The sequence below is a fragment of the Metabacillus mangrovi genome (assembly GCF_009711125.1).
GTDB lineage: Bacteria > Bacillota > Bacilli > Bacillales > Bacillaceae > Metabacillus_B > Metabacillus_B mangrovi.
On record NZ_WMIB01000021.1, the window covers coordinates 1 to 13,552 of the forward strand.

Consider the following 13,552-nt stretch of genomic DNA (forward strand, 5'->3'; position numbering starts at 1 on the left):
GTGGTGATATTCAGAGAGTACTTTGTCCTTTTTCTATTGTCTAGAAAAGGACCTTACACATACATTTATAAACCATCGCGACCAATCCGATAAATTCAGTAATGGATCAAATAACGCCAACAATTAGTAAATAACGCCAGTATTCCGCACCCGAAACTTCCGCAAATCCCCTCCTTCACCAGCCCTGTCCAATCCGCATTTCCCTTCATAGTCTGACAGTAGCCTTGGCTAGATGACTTAGGGACCTTGGACAGGTCGAAGGGAGAATGTGTGTGTTTACTGGAGGATTTGAGAAGATTACCCCGATCAACGGGTTTTCGCCGGATGTGGCGGATGCGAGACAGAATGATTATGCGTGGGCTGTGAGTGAGCTTGGGGATTATTTGTATGTGGGGACGGGGCGGAACATTCCGAACCTGGCGTTTGAGGGAGTCGGGCTGCCGATACCGAAGGCGTTCCTTCCGAACAATGATTACCGGGCGGAGATCTGGCGGATCCGCAAGGACGGGACGAGTGACTGGGAGTTCGATTTCAAGACAGCGGAGACGTCGTTCGGTTTTCGTTTTATGATTCAATATCCGCTTGGTGCACCGGATGCAAAGCTGTATACGGCGGCGACCTCTCCGGATGGTTCCCTGGCGGTCATCTACCGCAGGACGGAGGATGTGAACTGGGTAGCGTTCGCAGGTCTTGAAGGCGGGACTTCCCGTTCAATGGAAGAGCACCTTGGACGCCTGTATGTAGCGACGGTTCCGCTTACGACGGCACAGGAAATTCCGAAGCTGTTCGTCCTGGATGAGACCGGGAACAATTTTGCCCGTATTACGCTGCCTGCTGAAATTACAGGGGAAATTACGGTCATGCAGAGCTTTAACGGCCAGCTGTACATCGGTCTTTCCAAGCAAGGCGGTCTGGATGTATGGAGAACGGTCGACGGCGATCCATCCGGCGAATGGCAGCTTGTCGTCGATCAGGGTGCCGGGGATGCCATCAACTTCGTCGCGTTCGACATGACCATTTTTGATGACGCCATCTACCTCGGCACTGGCATGGTTCCGTTCCTGCCGCTGCTGAACGGCACACCGGTCATTACGAAAGGGTTTGACATCGTGCGAATCGATGCGGACGATACATGGCGCATCATCGTCGGGGGCAAGCCGGATGTGCCGACTGAGCCTGTAACAGGCAACCGGAACCTTGGCTTGTATCCATCTGGCTTCGGCAACCCGTTCAATGCCTACTGCTGGCAGATTCAGAGGTATGACGGGGAGATTTACGCCGGCTCCTTTGATTGGACCGTTGTCATCCCGCCTGGCCTGATGTCGATCTTCGAAGCCATTTTCGGAAGCCCGGATATGGCCTTGCTGATGGGGGAAGAGATGATGGAGGAAATGGTCATGTCCTTCCTGACCAGCAAGGAACTGATTCCCAATCCGTTCTTCGGCTTCGATCTCTGGAAGTCCGGCAATGCTGTTCTATGGACCCCAATCACCTTCAACGGCCTCGGCAATCCGAAAAACTATGGCGTGCGCAACCTGTTCCCGTCTGACAACGGCAATCTCTACCTTGGTACAGCCAACCCGTTCCAGGGCTGCGAGGTATGGGTGAAGGAAGGCGGAAATTCAGAAGCGCCGGCAGGGGATGCAGAGCTTCGTGAAGTCATGGATGGCTTTAAAGACAGCTTGAGAAACCTGCAGAGGTTCTTTGGAAGCAGATAAAGCATGGAAGGTCAGGCCTTAGCGGTCTGGCTTTTTATAATGAGTAAAATGGAAGTTCGTTCCTAACGTGATATACTAAACAGTATAATGGAGGCGGATTCATTGAATGATGCATTGAAGGAACAGGTAATGGTTTTCATGAAAGAAAAAATAAACCCCTATCTTATCGTATTATTCGGATCCGCCGCGAAAGGAACGGACCGGAAAGACAGTGATTATGATCTTGCTTATTTAAGTGATCAGGTTTTAGGGATGTATGATCGGTTTATGCTGGCGCAGGAGCTTGCCGCAATTGTGAACAGGGATGTGGATTTGATTGATTTAAAAGAAGCTACTACCGTATTTGCTGCACAAGTTGTTGGAACTGGACAAACGATTTACTGTAATGATGAGAAACGCAGAGCGATATTTGAAATGAAGACGCTGAAAATGTATGCAAGACTGAATGAGGAACGGGCAATCGTTCTAAAGAGAATCAGGGAAAGCGGGTCGGTGTATGAATAGGGATGTAGTTCTTAACAAGAAAAGATTTTAAAACATTTACGGAGCGTATACTGACAATCACTTAGACAGGGGAATCAAGATGCAGATCATCATTCGGCCTTCACAGAAAAAGGACATGCCGCAGCTGCTTGAGCTGGACCGGCTCATTTGGGACAGCACGAACACACCCGTTTTGCTTCAGTGGGACTCAGCAGAGGAATATGAAAAAGCGTATCCTGCAGGAACACAGATCCTCGCATTGGAAAATGACCGGGTTGCGGGGTACATCACGTCCAAGCCACCAACAAGCCTCCCCTCCAATCGGCACGTCCTCGATATGGCCATCGGCATTCATACGGATTGTCAAGGCAAGGGAGTCGGCCGCCGCCTGATGGAGTACATGCTGCAGACAGCACGTGGACAGGGGGTCCGGAAGATTTCACTCCGGGTCCTTTCCAGCAATGAAAAGGCGATCGCTTTTTATAGAGCGAACGGGTTTAAGGAAGAAGGCAGGCTTCACGAGGAGTTTTTGCTGGATGGGAAGTATGTGGATGATGTGCTGATGTATCGGATGGTGGATTGAATGGTGCATAGGAAAAGAAGAGCAGTGCATAACGGCACTGCTCTTCTTGAAATCTGGTATTTTTATAGGTTTTGATCAACACATGTGTAAGGAGGTGCCAGATGAAGGAATGTCCATTTTGCAATTTGGAATTAATTGAACAGCAGGAAGTAGTATTACGTAATGAACTCTGTATGTTTCTACAGGCTCCACAAGAAGTTTTAGTGGGTTCAGGGCTGATCATTCCAATTAAACATCGTGAAACGGTTTTTGACTTAACCGAAGAAGAATGGTCAGCTGCATATGGATTACTGCAGGATGTAAAAACGATGTTGGATGGGATACATTGTCCTGACTGCTACAATATAGGCTGGAACGTTAATGCTGTGGGTGGACAGCACATCTTGCACGCCCATCTGCACATCATTCCCCGATTTAAAGATGAGCCATATGCCGGGAAAGGGATTAGGTACTGGCTAAAAAGGATAGAAAATAAGCGGAACACTGAATTTATTTAAATCAAATCCGTCCCATACGAATTATCAATCGCACACAGCCATTTACCTGAAGCATCTTTTTTGAAGATGTAGGTGGCCTTTCTCTCCATTGGAACATCGGGGTTCTCGACTGTGGATTCAAGGAGGGTTTGGGAGATGACCAGTGCAGTGTCTCCCGCTTCCAGTATTTCCATCTTTCCTTGAGCCGGCACGATGCTGTTGTCAAAATACTTGGCAATTCGGATGAAGGCTTCCTCGATTTCTGCTTTTCCTCTGGCGACTGTACCGGGTCGGACGACCAGCACAGCATCTTCCGTATAGTAGCTCATCAGTGTGTCGAAATCCTCGTTCTTGATTGCTGCATCACATGCTTCAATGATTTGCTCCAGTTCATGACCCATGGCATCCTACCTCCTGAAAATTTATCCATACCCTACCACTTTCCGCTGTGCTTTGTAAATAGAGTAAAGATTTTAAAGTATATTTCCTGTTCCAGGCTTTCATATGACCAGTTGCCTATTTTTCACCCCCGGTGTCTTCCGGAATGCCCCTATTCCTAAGCCTAAAGAGGACAGTATGAGAGAGTAATCTTTTCTGTTCCCATTTTCCTATTTTATGGGTTTATCGACTTTAGTATAGTGGAAAAGGACTGGTGGATGTCATTATTTTACTTAATTGGGATAAGAGGGAGCGGCGTTTATGAGAAGAAAATGGCTTTTGATCCTGGCAGTCCTTGGGATGAGCGGGGCTCTTGCAGGCTGCGGGCAGGGTGAGAAGAGTACAGAGCCTGCTGCTGCAGAGGAACCGGCTGCAGAGGATAAGGAAACTCAAGGCGAAGATGGACAAGGTGGGGAGCCGTCACTGGATGAATCGGTTGCCAAAGGCAGCGACACCATTACTCAGGAAAAATATGAACAGGTGGAGGGCGGCTTGAGCTATGAAGAAGTCGCAAAGCTGATTGGATCGGAAGGCGAAGAGGATACAAAGCAAAAGCTTCCTGAGAACACGAAAAGGTACACTTGGTCGTCGGATGGAGACCAGGGCATAGCCATTACCGTCTTCGAATTTGTCGATAGCAAACTAGATTCAAAAAGCCAGTTTGGATTCAGTGAGGATGAGCCGCTTCAGATCAGACAGGAGCAGTATGATCAGCTTAAGCTTGGGATGCCAATCGACCAGGTTACCAAGCTCCTGGGCGGTGAAGGCGTACTGACCACCGAATCAGATGGACTCGGAGGGGAATTTAAGTCTCAGATGTATACATACAAAGGGGATGGCGAGAAGACGTATTCTCTGCACTTTACGGATGGGATTCTAGTGATTAAATAAGTGCAGCTGTGTGGCATAACAAATGGATACTGCTGCAGGAGCGTTGCCGGAAACAAGAGGCCGTCCTGTTGCGGAAAACAGGGGTGATGAGAGATGACTTCGGAAACTGCACAAAAGGGTCTGTTTGGCCCGGTGAGTCATGGATTCATGTCGATGTTCGTCTACGGAATGCTTTTCACTGCCCTTATGATTGCCTTTGATGGTCCGATTACATTTGAAACCCTGTTTGTGCCCGGAATTCTTTTATACGCAGTCGTCCGGCTGACAGAATATGCAGCAATGAAGAAAACGAAAACTCCGCCAAGATGGCTCGTCTTGGGATCGTTTGGGATTGCGGTTTCAGCTGCGGTTGGAATGACGATCTGGCTCGTTTAAAAAGGTACACTGATAAAAAAACAGGAGTGGAAAACGACCGTTTTCCACTCCTGCTTCATTTCGGGAAATCTATTAATTGCTGGAAGATTTCAGATCAGTGATGCGCCCTTCAACTGCAGGCTGAACTCCAGCATTTTCTTTAAGGTACGTGCTGAAAATCTCCCAATCGACAAATCCTGGCTCACTCACTCTACCTTCCTGGTAAGCGGTTTTAAACATTGTGTAATTGTCGCCGCCTGCAGCAGTAAACGTATTTGTCGCTGCTTTATACGTCTTCTCCAGGTCAAGGGCAGTAAAGGCATCTCCTTCTTTAACCTGTACTTCTGTCACCCGTTCTCCAACTGGTTTCGAACTGTCATAAGTGAACTTCATTCCTGCTACCTGAAGGAAAGCTCCGGACTGGGCAGGGGCCAAATCGACGCTGTGCTCAAGAGCTGCTTTAATCTCTTTTCCTGTCAGTTCCATGATCGCCAGGGAATTGCCGAAAGGCATGACCGTTAGGATTTCTCCCATCGTGATGTCTCCCTGATTGATGGATGCGCGGATTCCGCCACCATTTTGCAGGGCGATGACTGTTTCAGGATCAATGGTTTTTGCTTTCGCAAGCATACCGTCTGTGATTAGATTGCCAAGGTTCGTTTCTTTCGTACGCACATTCGCACGTTCACCATCTAAAACGACGTCTGTTGAGCCCACAACCTGATTTTTAAGTTCCTCAACCTTTGGCTTGTACTTGTTTAGGATTTCAACCGCTTCTGCGTCATCTGTTTTCGTTTTTAAGTCGATCAGCTTTCCATCATGCGCCACAACTTTTCCTTTGTAGTCAAATTCTACATCAAGCTGACCGAGGAAGTCGCTGTACTGATAAGCTTGAACGATAAGCGTTGGTTCTTCTCCTGTTTCATCCACGACCGGTGCATTCAGCTGGGTATGAGAGTGTCCTCCTACAATTACATCCAATCCTTCTACTTCTTTAGCAAGCGTTACATCGTTGTCTCCGCCGCCATCCTCGAAGCCGATATGGGTAAGAGCCACAATTTTATTGACTCCTTTAGCCTCTAATTTAGCAACTGCTTTTTCCGCTTCTTTGATGTAGTTTTTGAACGCTACTCCGTCTCCAGGGCTTGAAATCGTTGCTGTCTCAGCAGTCGTTAACCCGAGGATCCCTACTTTTTCCCCGTTAATGGTTTTAATGATGGCATTGTAAGAGTTTCCGTCTTCCGGATTGGAAGAAACTTCAGGCTTGTAAAGCTCTTTCATATTCGGGTCGTTTGAAAAATCAACGTTTGCACTTACGAAAGGAAATTGTGCCATCTGAACAAAACGTGCCAAAGGTGCTGTACCCAGATCGAATTCGTGGTTGCCGAATGTCATAGCATCATAGCCTGCAAGATTCATAAGCTCAACATCAGGCTGTCCTTTAAATTCATTAAAGTAAAGAGTTCCGGAAAACACATCTCCTGCATCCAGAAGAAGCGAATTTTCTTTTTCATTTCTTAGTTCTTTGATTGCCGTGATTCGTTTAGGGGCTTTTTCCACATTTGCATGAGTATCATTTGAGTGAAGAATGGAAAGATCAAAATTTTCCAATGGTTTTTTCAATGCTTCTTTAATGCTTTTCATTTCGGATTTGATGGCAGCATCAATGTTTTTTTCGATGATTTGCGCATCTTTTTTCAGGGATGGGTACAATTTAAGAAGGGTTTTCGTAAGCTTCTGATCTTTTTTCTCCAGGCCCTCTGCTTTTTTAAGCATCTTTTCAGCTTCTGGTTTGTTTTTGCTGTTCAGCGCGGAACGGGCTTCGAGAAGGTACTCATACTGAGCCATGTCATAGCTTACTAGTTGAAACGCATTTTTTGCAGGCTGGACGTATCTTATAGTCAGCGCTTCACGGACAACAGGACGGAATTTGGTAATGAGAATGCTGTACTGCTTCGTTTCTTCAATAAGCTCATAGTATGAAGTAAGCATCTGGTCATCTGGAGCATTGCTGTACATGGAACGGAATTCATTAACCGACTGTTGCAGTTCTTCCCCTTGCGCAACAGCTTCTTTATAATCTGAAGTGCGTTCTTTAAGGTTCTGGAGGGTCTCATTACTAGAAAGCTGTTTTCCGTAAACGTCCTTGTAAGCGGATAAACGGTTGTGAAGATCATTTAGATGGTATGTATAATAACTGGATGTATGAGCCGAAACCTTTGTAAAGTCCGCATGGCTGACCTCCGCATTCGCTTGATTAAGACTGAGTCCGGAAGACAGGACAGCGGCCGCAATGGCTGTTTTAACAACGATTTTTTTATACATATACAATTTTCTCCTTTTCCCATCGTTTTTTGGATAGCATGACCAGGGTCATTAAAATCGTATCCTATTGCCACAGCCTTTTCTATGGTTAAATTGTAAAAATATTGTTTGTTTTGTAAATAGATTAGTAGATTATGTCGAACTGCAGGACTATAGTATTGAAGGAGTGTGGCTGACGTGAATCTGGAAAAAAGATCTGAATCTCAAAAACATAAAAAGGCGAAGGAAAACCCGGAAAGATTGCTCTTTGAAGAATGGAAAAAACATGAGAATTAAAGGTAGTGTCCAAAGTTAGGGGGCTCAATGGGAGGTGCCAGAAAAAACGCCTGGAACCATTTCAGGCGTTTTTTCAATGATCTTTAACATCCACGAGTTCGAACCGCTCACACACGAGAAGCATATCCTCCGAAAAAGAAAGTCCCTTGTCCTTCAGTTCATTCGTGAAAAAATCCACATGAACATCCTTCCAATACTGGTACGTCCGGTCGCCCTCTCCCTCGGCGATGGCGAACTCCGCCGGCACTTCATTCATCGGCAGGACAAACACCTCTGACGTCTTAATAATGGCTAGAGGCTTGTCTTCACTGCTCAAAACAATACTGTAATCATCCACCGCCGGAAGCGGCTCGTTTTCCAGCTCATAAAAAATCCTGCCGGAGCAAGTAGCGGTTTTAATCCCGTCGATGACCAATTGTGCAAGATGGTCCGGGTCTGCACCGAATTGCCAGGCCGAGACGGAAACCGGCGGTGCTGACTGTCTGGACTTCCAATAATCCGTCCAGTACATTTTCGATTCTGTATTCATCACTTATCTCCTCTTTTATAAATAAGCCTCTCCCGGGTTATCCGAAAGCTCTTCGATTGTGAAAAATTCAAAGCAGACATGCTGGCCTTTCCCCTGGGGGCTGCATGCATAAACGCCGGCAGACAAAACGGCTTGTTCAGGGAGATCCAGGTGGGCAATTCTGATTTGTTCCCACGCTTCTCCGTTTTGTGAAATGTCGATATAGCAGTTTTGACCGATCCTGGACGCTCTGAAATAGGTGGGTCTCTCATTGAATGAAATGTACTGGGTGGACCAATCCGAATATCCGCGATTGGTTACGACCGCTCCAAGCTTGCTAGGACCATCTGGGATATATTCCACAGAAGCTTTCACCCATGTTTGCTCAGAAAAACGGATCATTAACCCTGCCTGGTCATATCTGGAATGAGGGCTAGCCTCAACTTTTGTTGTCATTCTGAAATTTTTGTCCGTTTTCAAAGACAGAAAATGTCCATTATCCGCTGTGAAGCCATAGTGGGTGTTTTGCCAGAAATCCGTTTTTTCGTCGGTTCTCAGGATGAGTTCCGCATCCAGCCCCCATTCCTCGGGCTCATTCAGCCATTCAAGCTGTTCATTAAATGTTGGGCCCGTGAATTTTTCATTTACGATCCAATCTCTATTCAAAAGATTACCTCCTGTCCTTTTTTAAGACGGCGCATAAATCCAGTTTGTATCCGTATCAATGACGAAATCAGGCCCCACTTCACCCATTTCCGGAAGGTCGTCTAGGTTCCCTGCCCTGTCTTGCACAGCTTTATATTTTTTAAATCAGCTGGATTGTGGAGCACTTTTTACCGTATAGAAGCATGTGCAGAGTATATCCTTCCATTTCAATGATCATTTATAACACGACCGGTTGCTGGCCAGTCCCATCGCAAAAGTTTTCACTTGCCTATAAATGTATCTATTCCCATTTAGGGAAGCAAGCAAAAAAGGAAAATCCAGAAAAGAAACCGAAATGATGTAAGAAGGAAAAGGAGAGATTTTATGCAAAAACGGTTCATGCTGCTGCTAATTGTTTTCGCGTTGACGGCCTGTCAATCTGAAAAAACGGTTCAGGTTGAAAAGTGGAAGGACACGAGCCCTGTTTTTACAAGTGAATATGGAGAGATGTTTGGAAAAGAAGGAAGAATTGGCATTATCGGCTCGAAAGCCATTACAGAAAACGGCCAAAAGTGGATGTGGCATTTTTGGGGAGATGATGCGATATCTGATAAAGGATGGGAAGTAAAAGCATTCCGGCACGGAGAAGAGGAACCTATTAATCCAGTCACATTTAAAGATGAAATCTTAATCCCCAGGGGTGATGAAATACATGGACATGCCCGATCTGGCATCCTGTTTCCGGAATCCGGGCTATGGAAGCTGAAGGTTTACATTGATGGGGAATTCTTTGATGAAATGGTGGTAGGAATTGAGCAGGAATAACCACAAGAAAGGAAAGGACTTATGGAAAACGAAGAGATAATTTCCCATGTTTATCAACTAAACTGGCACCTCCCAAAAAAGATTCAGGAGGAAGCCATGTCTGTTCTAAAGCTGATTCCGCCTGAGAAAGCTGATCTGCTGATCCCGAAGTATGGAAAAGAGTGCTGGGAAAATGGAGTAGCAATTTTAAAGGAAATCGGCAATCCGCGAAACAAAAAGGCGCTGCCGAAGCTTGCTGCACTGCTGCAGGACCGGAATTGACCTGGGGCACTGGGAGCCATTGAGATTTTTAGAGAAATCGGAAAGGAACGAAGTATTCTCTATATCGAGGCAGAAGTCAGCAAAGCCCTCGAACTTCAGGATGCAGACTGGCTTGAACATTTGGAGTATGCCATTGATGATTTGGGGATTGGCGAAAGCCACTTTGCAAATGCGGTTCATTACAGGAAATTGAAACGGCTCGCAAGCAAGTAAGACCGGATAGTTGACTTACGCAGCTCTCCGGGGTAAAATTATCTCGAAATCAAGATAATTAAAAAGGAGCTGGTGAGGATGAACCAACTAAAAGGGATCCATCACGTAACGGCGATCACGAGCAGTGCTGAGAAGAACTATCAATTTTTCACATATGTATTGGGCATGAGATTGGTAAAGAAAACGGTCAATCAGGATGACATCCAGACGTACCACTTGTTTTTCGCAGATGATAAGGGAAGTGCGGGGACGGATATGACGTTCTTTGATTTTCCGGGCATTCAGAAGGGGATCCATGGAACGAACGAGATCTCCAAAACCTCGTTCCGCGTTCCGACTGACGCATCACTGGACTACTGGGTAAAGCGTTTTGACCGTCTGGATGTGAAACATGAGGGCATCCAGGAGCAGTTTGGGAAAAAGACAATATCTTTTGCAGATTTTGATGACCAGAGGTATCAGCTGATTTCTGATGAATTCAATCAGGGAATTGAATCCGGGACACCTTGGAAAAATGGGCCGGTTCCACTCGAGCATGCCATTACCGGTCTCGGACCGATTTTTGTCCGGATTGCGAATTTCGATTTCTTTAAGCAGATGCTCGAGAAGGTTCTTCTTTTCAAAGAGGTTGCTGAGGAAGGAGACTTCCATCTGTTTGAAGTCGGCAAAGGCGGGAACGGAGCCCAGGTGATCGTTGAAGTTCAGCCGGAAATGCCGGAAGCGGTACAGGGCTATGGAACGGTGCACCATGTCGCGTTCCGGGTGGAGGACCGGACGGTGCTGGATGAGTGGACAGACCGCCTATCAAGCTTCCGCCTGCCGAACTCCGGCTATGTGAACCGCCACTTCTTCGAGTCGCTCTATGCAAGGGTTGCCCCGCAGATTCTGTTCGAGTTCGCAACCGACGGACCAGGCTTCATGGGCGATGAACCGTATGAAACCCTTGGTGAAAAACTGTCGCTTCCGCCATTTTTAGAGCCGAAGCGCCCGGAAATCGAGGGACTGGTACGGCCGATTGATACGGTACGGAGCACAAAGGAGTTTGTGAAGGAATAAGTGATGTAAACCGGGGAGATTGCCTCCCCGGTTTTCTTTTTTGGAACGGTTACGGAGAGAAATTTCTCCGAAAACAGGCTCTGATAAAGCCGGTTCGCTTTAAAATAGAAACTCATCGGAGCAGTTTGCCGGCTGAATTGAGAAAATTCCCATTGAAGCCTCTCAGCCAGGCAGCTTATCAACGAAAATATCAAGTTATCTGCGAAAAAACTAAGAAATCGACGAAAAAACCAGTATATCGACGAAAACATAGATTTATCTTCGAAAACAACGAAATATCGATTTTTCGACAGGATTTGCTCTTCTTCTTCCAGTCCTACTGACGATTCAAGTTAGCATAATAAAGAAGCAGAGATGAAAAGCCATCTCTGCGTTTTATCTTTACCTGCCATCTTCTTCAATCTTCAGGACTTGTTTCTTTTGAATTTTATGCAGTTGATACAACCGGTAAATATGACTGACGATCACTTTCAGCACAGCATAGACAGGCACAGCGAGAATCATGAAGAGCAAGCCGCCCATGCTTCCGGCGACGAGCAAGAGAAGGATGATGGTTAATGGATGGACATCGAGTTTCCGCCCCATGATGAGCGGGGAGCTGATATTTCCGTCAATTTGCTGGACAATAATCGCGACAATCAAGACTTTGACTGCCATAAATGGAGAGTCAATGAATCCGATGATTAGTGCCGGAATAATAGCTAAGAACGGCCCGATAAACGGGATTACATTCGTAAACATGGCCACTATCGCCAGGATTAAAGAATAATTGACGCCGATAATCAGGTAGCCTATGTACATCATGATACCGACTATAAGACAGATGATTGCCTGTCCCTGGATGTAGGAACTTAGCGCGGAGTCCATGTCCTTTAGAATTTTTTTTGATTCGTTTGATTTTAACGGAAAGAAGCGGGCAATCTTTGCTGACAGGCCTTCGCTGTCTTTTAAAAGATAAAACAGGATAAATGGAACCGTCACGATGATGGTGGCAAGGCTTGAGATAATGCCAATTACGCCTGTAATGCCATTTCCGATATTGCTTACATTGCTTTTAAGATAATCAGAAATTTGGGCCGTCGCCTGTTCCACCGTCATATTGCTGTTTTCCTCGAAACGGGACATCCATGAACTTTGTCTGATTTCATTGGCTTTGGTCTGAAGCGTTTCAATAATACCTGGCGCATTATCAATCAGTGTTTTGAACTGCTTCTGAATTTCGGGTCCAATGAGGAAGAACAGCAGCGTGCCGATGCCGATAAATAAAACGTAAATGACAAGGATCGACAGCGTCTTCGGAACCCGCTTTTGATTCAGATAAAGGACGGTTGGCCGGAACAAGTAAAAGATTACACCGGCAATCAAAAACGGGAAAAATAACGTTTGAAAAATGATGACAAGCGGTGTGAAAATAAACTGAACCTTCACAGCAAGCATAATGATGACCAAAATAATAATAATGGCATAACCCATCCGAAAGTATTTGGAATCCGGCAAACTGGAACACTCCCTTTTTGAAAGCTAATATCGCCATTGCTTCATTTATACAAGCTTAGATACTCAATTATATAAGAAAACAAGAAGAAACGCATTTCTTCCCAGATATTCTGTAACAGCGTACTTTACCAGGTCAATAAAAATCGGAAATTTTAGGGGAATAGCATGGAAGGAATTTAGCTGTATTTCAAGAAGGACCTATAGAGAAAATATGGGTCAAAAAATTAATATATCGACTTTTCTAAAAACCGGCATACTTTGTTTAAGCACAGATCCTCAATCTCTGTGCTTTTCCGCATTTATTATCAAAAATACCGGTGCCCTTAAAAGCTCTTCGTATCTTTCCGGGTTCTGCTCTTTAAACCGCTCTGTTGGCTTCGGCTCAACGACCTCCTTAATTGAAAAACAGGACAGCGTTTCATTTAGAATTTTTTCAAGAGGCCGTCTGTAAAAAGGCACCGCAAAGGTCCGCCCTTCTTTTTTCCATTGATCGACGATGCGGTCGGTTTGAAAATAAAGGGGCTCCTGAAGCAGCTGTACATCTGTAAATGGATGGTGGAAAGAGAAGAGCAGCTTTCCGCCAGGCTTTAGTACCCTGTTGAATTCCTTGAAGGTGGCTGACCAATCCTCCAGGTAATGGAGGGTTAGAGAGCTCACAATCTGATCGAAGGACTGATCTTCGAAAGGGAGCGCTCCGGCTAAATTCAGGCAGTGCACTTCAGCAAGGTGTCCGGTCCTCCTTTTAGCGGCCTGAACCATCTCCGGACTGATATCTGCAGCTGTAACCTTTGCGCCTCGTTGCGCCAATTTCACCGTATACCACCCGGCAGCACATCCTGCATCAAAAATGTTCAGACCACTCAAGTCTTCCGGCAGACATTCCAGCATCGCCGGCCTTTCATATTCACTGTTGAATAAACTTGCCGAATCAATGGAATGCTCATAGATTTCAGCAAGCTGGTTGAAAACATGGATTACCTCTTTCATTATAAACACCTCTCTG

15 protein-coding genes are annotated in these 13,552 nt (G+C 45.8%); 9 read left to right on the plus strand and 6 right to left on the minus strand.

Going from position 1 to position 13,552, the window contains the following annotated elements; translation table 11 throughout:
- The first annotated feature begins 272 nt into the window (after positions 1 to 272).
- The 4 genes from GKZ89_RS16255 (at position 273) to GKZ89_RS16270 (ending at position 3,281) form a co-directional block, all read left to right on the plus strand.
- Positions 273 to 1,718 (plus strand): hypothetical protein, encoded by a 1,446-nt coding sequence (locus tag GKZ89_RS16255; RefSeq protein WP_155113468.1) that lies wholly within the window; start codon positions 273 to 275, stop codon positions 1,716 to 1,718.
- A 129-nt stretch (positions 1,719 to 1,847) separates the two neighbouring features.
- Positions 1,848 to 2,222 carry a type VII toxin-antitoxin system MntA family adenylyltransferase antitoxin gene (mntA, locus tag GKZ89_RS16260; protein WP_155113530.1) on the plus strand — a complete coding sequence of 125 codons (375 nt, stop codon included), beginning with the start codon at positions 1,848 to 1,850 and terminating at the stop codon, positions 2,220 to 2,222.
- Between the two features lie 79 nt (positions 2,223 to 2,301).
- Positions 2,302 to 2,784 (plus strand): GNAT family N-acetyltransferase, encoded by a 483-nt coding sequence (locus GKZ89_RS16265; RefSeq protein ID WP_155113469.1) that lies wholly within the window; start codon positions 2,302 to 2,304, stop codon positions 2,782 to 2,784.
- Positions 2,785 to 2,885: 101 nt separating this feature from the next.
- On the plus strand, positions 2,886 to 3,281 hold the full coding sequence (locus tag GKZ89_RS16270; RefSeq protein WP_155113470.1) for an HIT family protein: 396 nt from the start codon (positions 2,886 to 2,888) through the stop codon (positions 3,279 to 3,281).
- Here the strand turns inward: GKZ89_RS16270 and GKZ89_RS16275 are convergent.
- Complete coding sequence (locus tag GKZ89_RS16275) at positions 3,278 to 3,661, minus strand: YybH family protein (RefSeq protein WP_155113471.1); 384 nt, start codon at positions 3,659 to 3,661, stop codon at positions 3,278 to 3,280. The genes GKZ89_RS16270 and GKZ89_RS16275 overlap by 4 nt on opposite strands.
- Before the next feature lie 298 nt (positions 3,662 to 3,959).
- Here GKZ89_RS16275 and GKZ89_RS16280 point away from each other — a divergent pair, with 298 nt between their 5' ends.
- Positions 3,960 to 4,589 carry a DUF3862 domain-containing protein gene (locus GKZ89_RS16280; protein WP_155113472.1) on the plus strand — a complete coding sequence of 210 codons (630 nt, stop codon included), beginning with the start codon at positions 3,960 to 3,962 and terminating at the stop codon, positions 4,587 to 4,589.
- Between the two features lie 93 nt (positions 4,590 to 4,682).
- Positions 4,683 to 4,964, plus strand: a complete 282-nt coding sequence (locus tag GKZ89_RS16285) for a hypothetical protein (RefSeq protein WP_241680300.1) — start codon at positions 4,683 to 4,685, stop codon at positions 4,962 to 4,964.
- Between the two features lie 72 nt (positions 4,965 to 5,036).
- Here GKZ89_RS16285 and GKZ89_RS16290 read toward each other — a convergent pair whose 3' ends face one another.
- The 3 genes from GKZ89_RS16290 to GKZ89_RS16300 all read right to left on the minus strand — a co-directional run bounded on the left by GKZ89_RS16290 (position 5,037) and on the right by GKZ89_RS16300 (position 8,718).
- Positions 5,037 to 7,268, minus strand: a complete 2,232-nt coding sequence (locus GKZ89_RS16290) for a 5'-nucleotidase C-terminal domain-containing protein (protein ID WP_155113473.1) — start codon at positions 7,266 to 7,268, stop codon at positions 5,037 to 5,039.
- 349 nt (positions 7,269 to 7,617) lie between these two features.
- The gene (locus tag GKZ89_RS16295; RefSeq protein WP_155113474.1) at positions 7,618 to 8,073 is read right to left on the minus strand and encodes an ASCH domain-containing protein; all 456 of its coding nucleotides are present in this window, start codon (positions 8,071 to 8,073) and stop codon (positions 7,618 to 7,620) included.
- A gap of 15 nt (positions 8,074 to 8,088) precedes the next feature.
- A complete protein-coding gene (locus tag GKZ89_RS16300) occupies positions 8,089 to 8,718 on the minus strand; it encodes a DUF1349 domain-containing protein (protein ID WP_155113475.1) in 630 nt (209 codons plus the stop codon).
- Between the two features lie 363 nt (positions 8,719 to 9,081).
- Here GKZ89_RS16300 and GKZ89_RS16305 point away from each other — a divergent pair, with 363 nt between their 5' ends.
- The 3 genes from GKZ89_RS16305 (at position 9,082) to GKZ89_RS16315 (ending at position 11,052) form a co-directional block, all read left to right on the plus strand.
- A complete protein-coding gene (locus tag GKZ89_RS16305; protein WP_155113476.1) occupies positions 9,082 to 9,522 on the plus strand; it encodes a DUF4871 domain-containing protein in 441 nt (146 codons plus the stop codon).
- A gap of 96 nt (positions 9,523 to 9,618) precedes the next feature.
- Positions 9,619 to 9,783 (plus strand): hypothetical protein, encoded by a 165-nt coding sequence (locus GKZ89_RS16310; protein WP_155113477.1) that lies wholly within the window; start codon positions 9,619 to 9,621, stop codon positions 9,781 to 9,783.
- A 291-nt stretch (positions 9,784 to 10,074) separates the two neighbouring features.
- Positions 10,075 to 11,052 (plus strand): ring-cleaving dioxygenase, encoded by a 978-nt coding sequence (locus tag GKZ89_RS16315; RefSeq protein ID WP_155113478.1) that lies wholly within the window; start codon positions 10,075 to 10,077, stop codon positions 11,050 to 11,052.
- A 381-nt stretch (positions 11,053 to 11,433) separates the two neighbouring features.
- On the opposite strand, the gene GKZ89_RS16320 is transcribed toward GKZ89_RS16315, so the two are convergent.
- Both GKZ89_RS16320 and GKZ89_RS16325 read right to left on the minus strand, forming a co-directional pair.
- Complete coding sequence (locus GKZ89_RS16320) at positions 11,434 to 12,549, minus strand: AI-2E family transporter (protein ID WP_155113479.1); 1,116 nt, start codon at positions 12,547 to 12,549, stop codon at positions 11,434 to 11,436.
- Between the two features lie 276 nt (positions 12,550 to 12,825).
- Complete coding sequence (locus GKZ89_RS16325; protein WP_155113480.1) at positions 12,826 to 13,536, minus strand: class I SAM-dependent methyltransferase; 711 nt, start codon at positions 13,534 to 13,536, stop codon at positions 12,826 to 12,828.
- Between the last annotated feature and the right edge of the window lie 16 nt (positions 13,537 to 13,552).

What these genes read in the sequence shown, in the direction of transcription:
- mntA (WP_155113530.1), top strand. Translation starts at nt 1,848, where the DNA reads ATGGTTTTCATGAAAGAAAAAATAAACCCCTATCTTATCGTATTATTC.
- GKZ89_RS16265 (WP_155113469.1), top strand. Translation starts at nt 2,302, where the DNA reads ATGCAGATCATCATTCGGCCTTCACAGAAAAAGGACATGCCGCAGCTG.
- GKZ89_RS16270 (WP_155113470.1), top strand. Translation starts at nt 2,886, where the DNA reads ATGAAGGAATGTCCATTTTGCAATTTGGAATTAATTGAACAGCAGGAA.
- GKZ89_RS16275 (WP_155113471.1), bottom strand. Translation starts at nt 3,661, where the DNA reads ATGGGTCATGAACTGGAGCAAATCATTGAAGCATGTGATGCAGCAATC.
- GKZ89_RS16280 (WP_155113472.1), top strand. Translation starts at nt 3,960, where the DNA reads ATGAGAAGAAAATGGCTTTTGATCCTGGCAGTCCTTGGGATGAGCGGG.
- GKZ89_RS16285 (WP_241680300.1), top strand. Translation starts at nt 4,683, where the DNA reads ATGACTTCGGAAACTGCACAAAAGGGTCTGTTTGGCCCGGTGAGTCAT.
- GKZ89_RS16290 (WP_155113473.1), bottom strand. Translation starts at nt 7,268, where the DNA reads ATGTATAAAAAAATCGTTGTTAAAACAGCCATTGCGGCCGCTGTCCTG.
- GKZ89_RS16295 (WP_155113474.1), bottom strand. Translation starts at nt 8,073, where the DNA reads ATGAATACAGAATCGAAAATGTACTGGACGGATTATTGGAAGTCCAGA.
- GKZ89_RS16305 (WP_155113476.1), top strand. Translation starts at nt 9,082, where the DNA reads ATGCAAAAACGGTTCATGCTGCTGCTAATTGTTTTCGCGTTGACGGCC.
- GKZ89_RS16310 (WP_155113477.1), top strand. Translation starts at nt 9,619, where the DNA reads ATGTCTGTTCTAAAGCTGATTCCGCCTGAGAAAGCTGATCTGCTGATC.
- GKZ89_RS16315 (WP_155113478.1), top strand. Translation starts at nt 10,075, where the DNA reads ATGAACCAACTAAAAGGGATCCATCACGTAACGGCGATCACGAGCAGT.
- GKZ89_RS16325 (WP_155113480.1), bottom strand. Translation starts at nt 13,536, where the DNA reads ATGAAAGAGGTAATCCATGTTTTCAACCAGCTTGCTGAAATCTATGAG.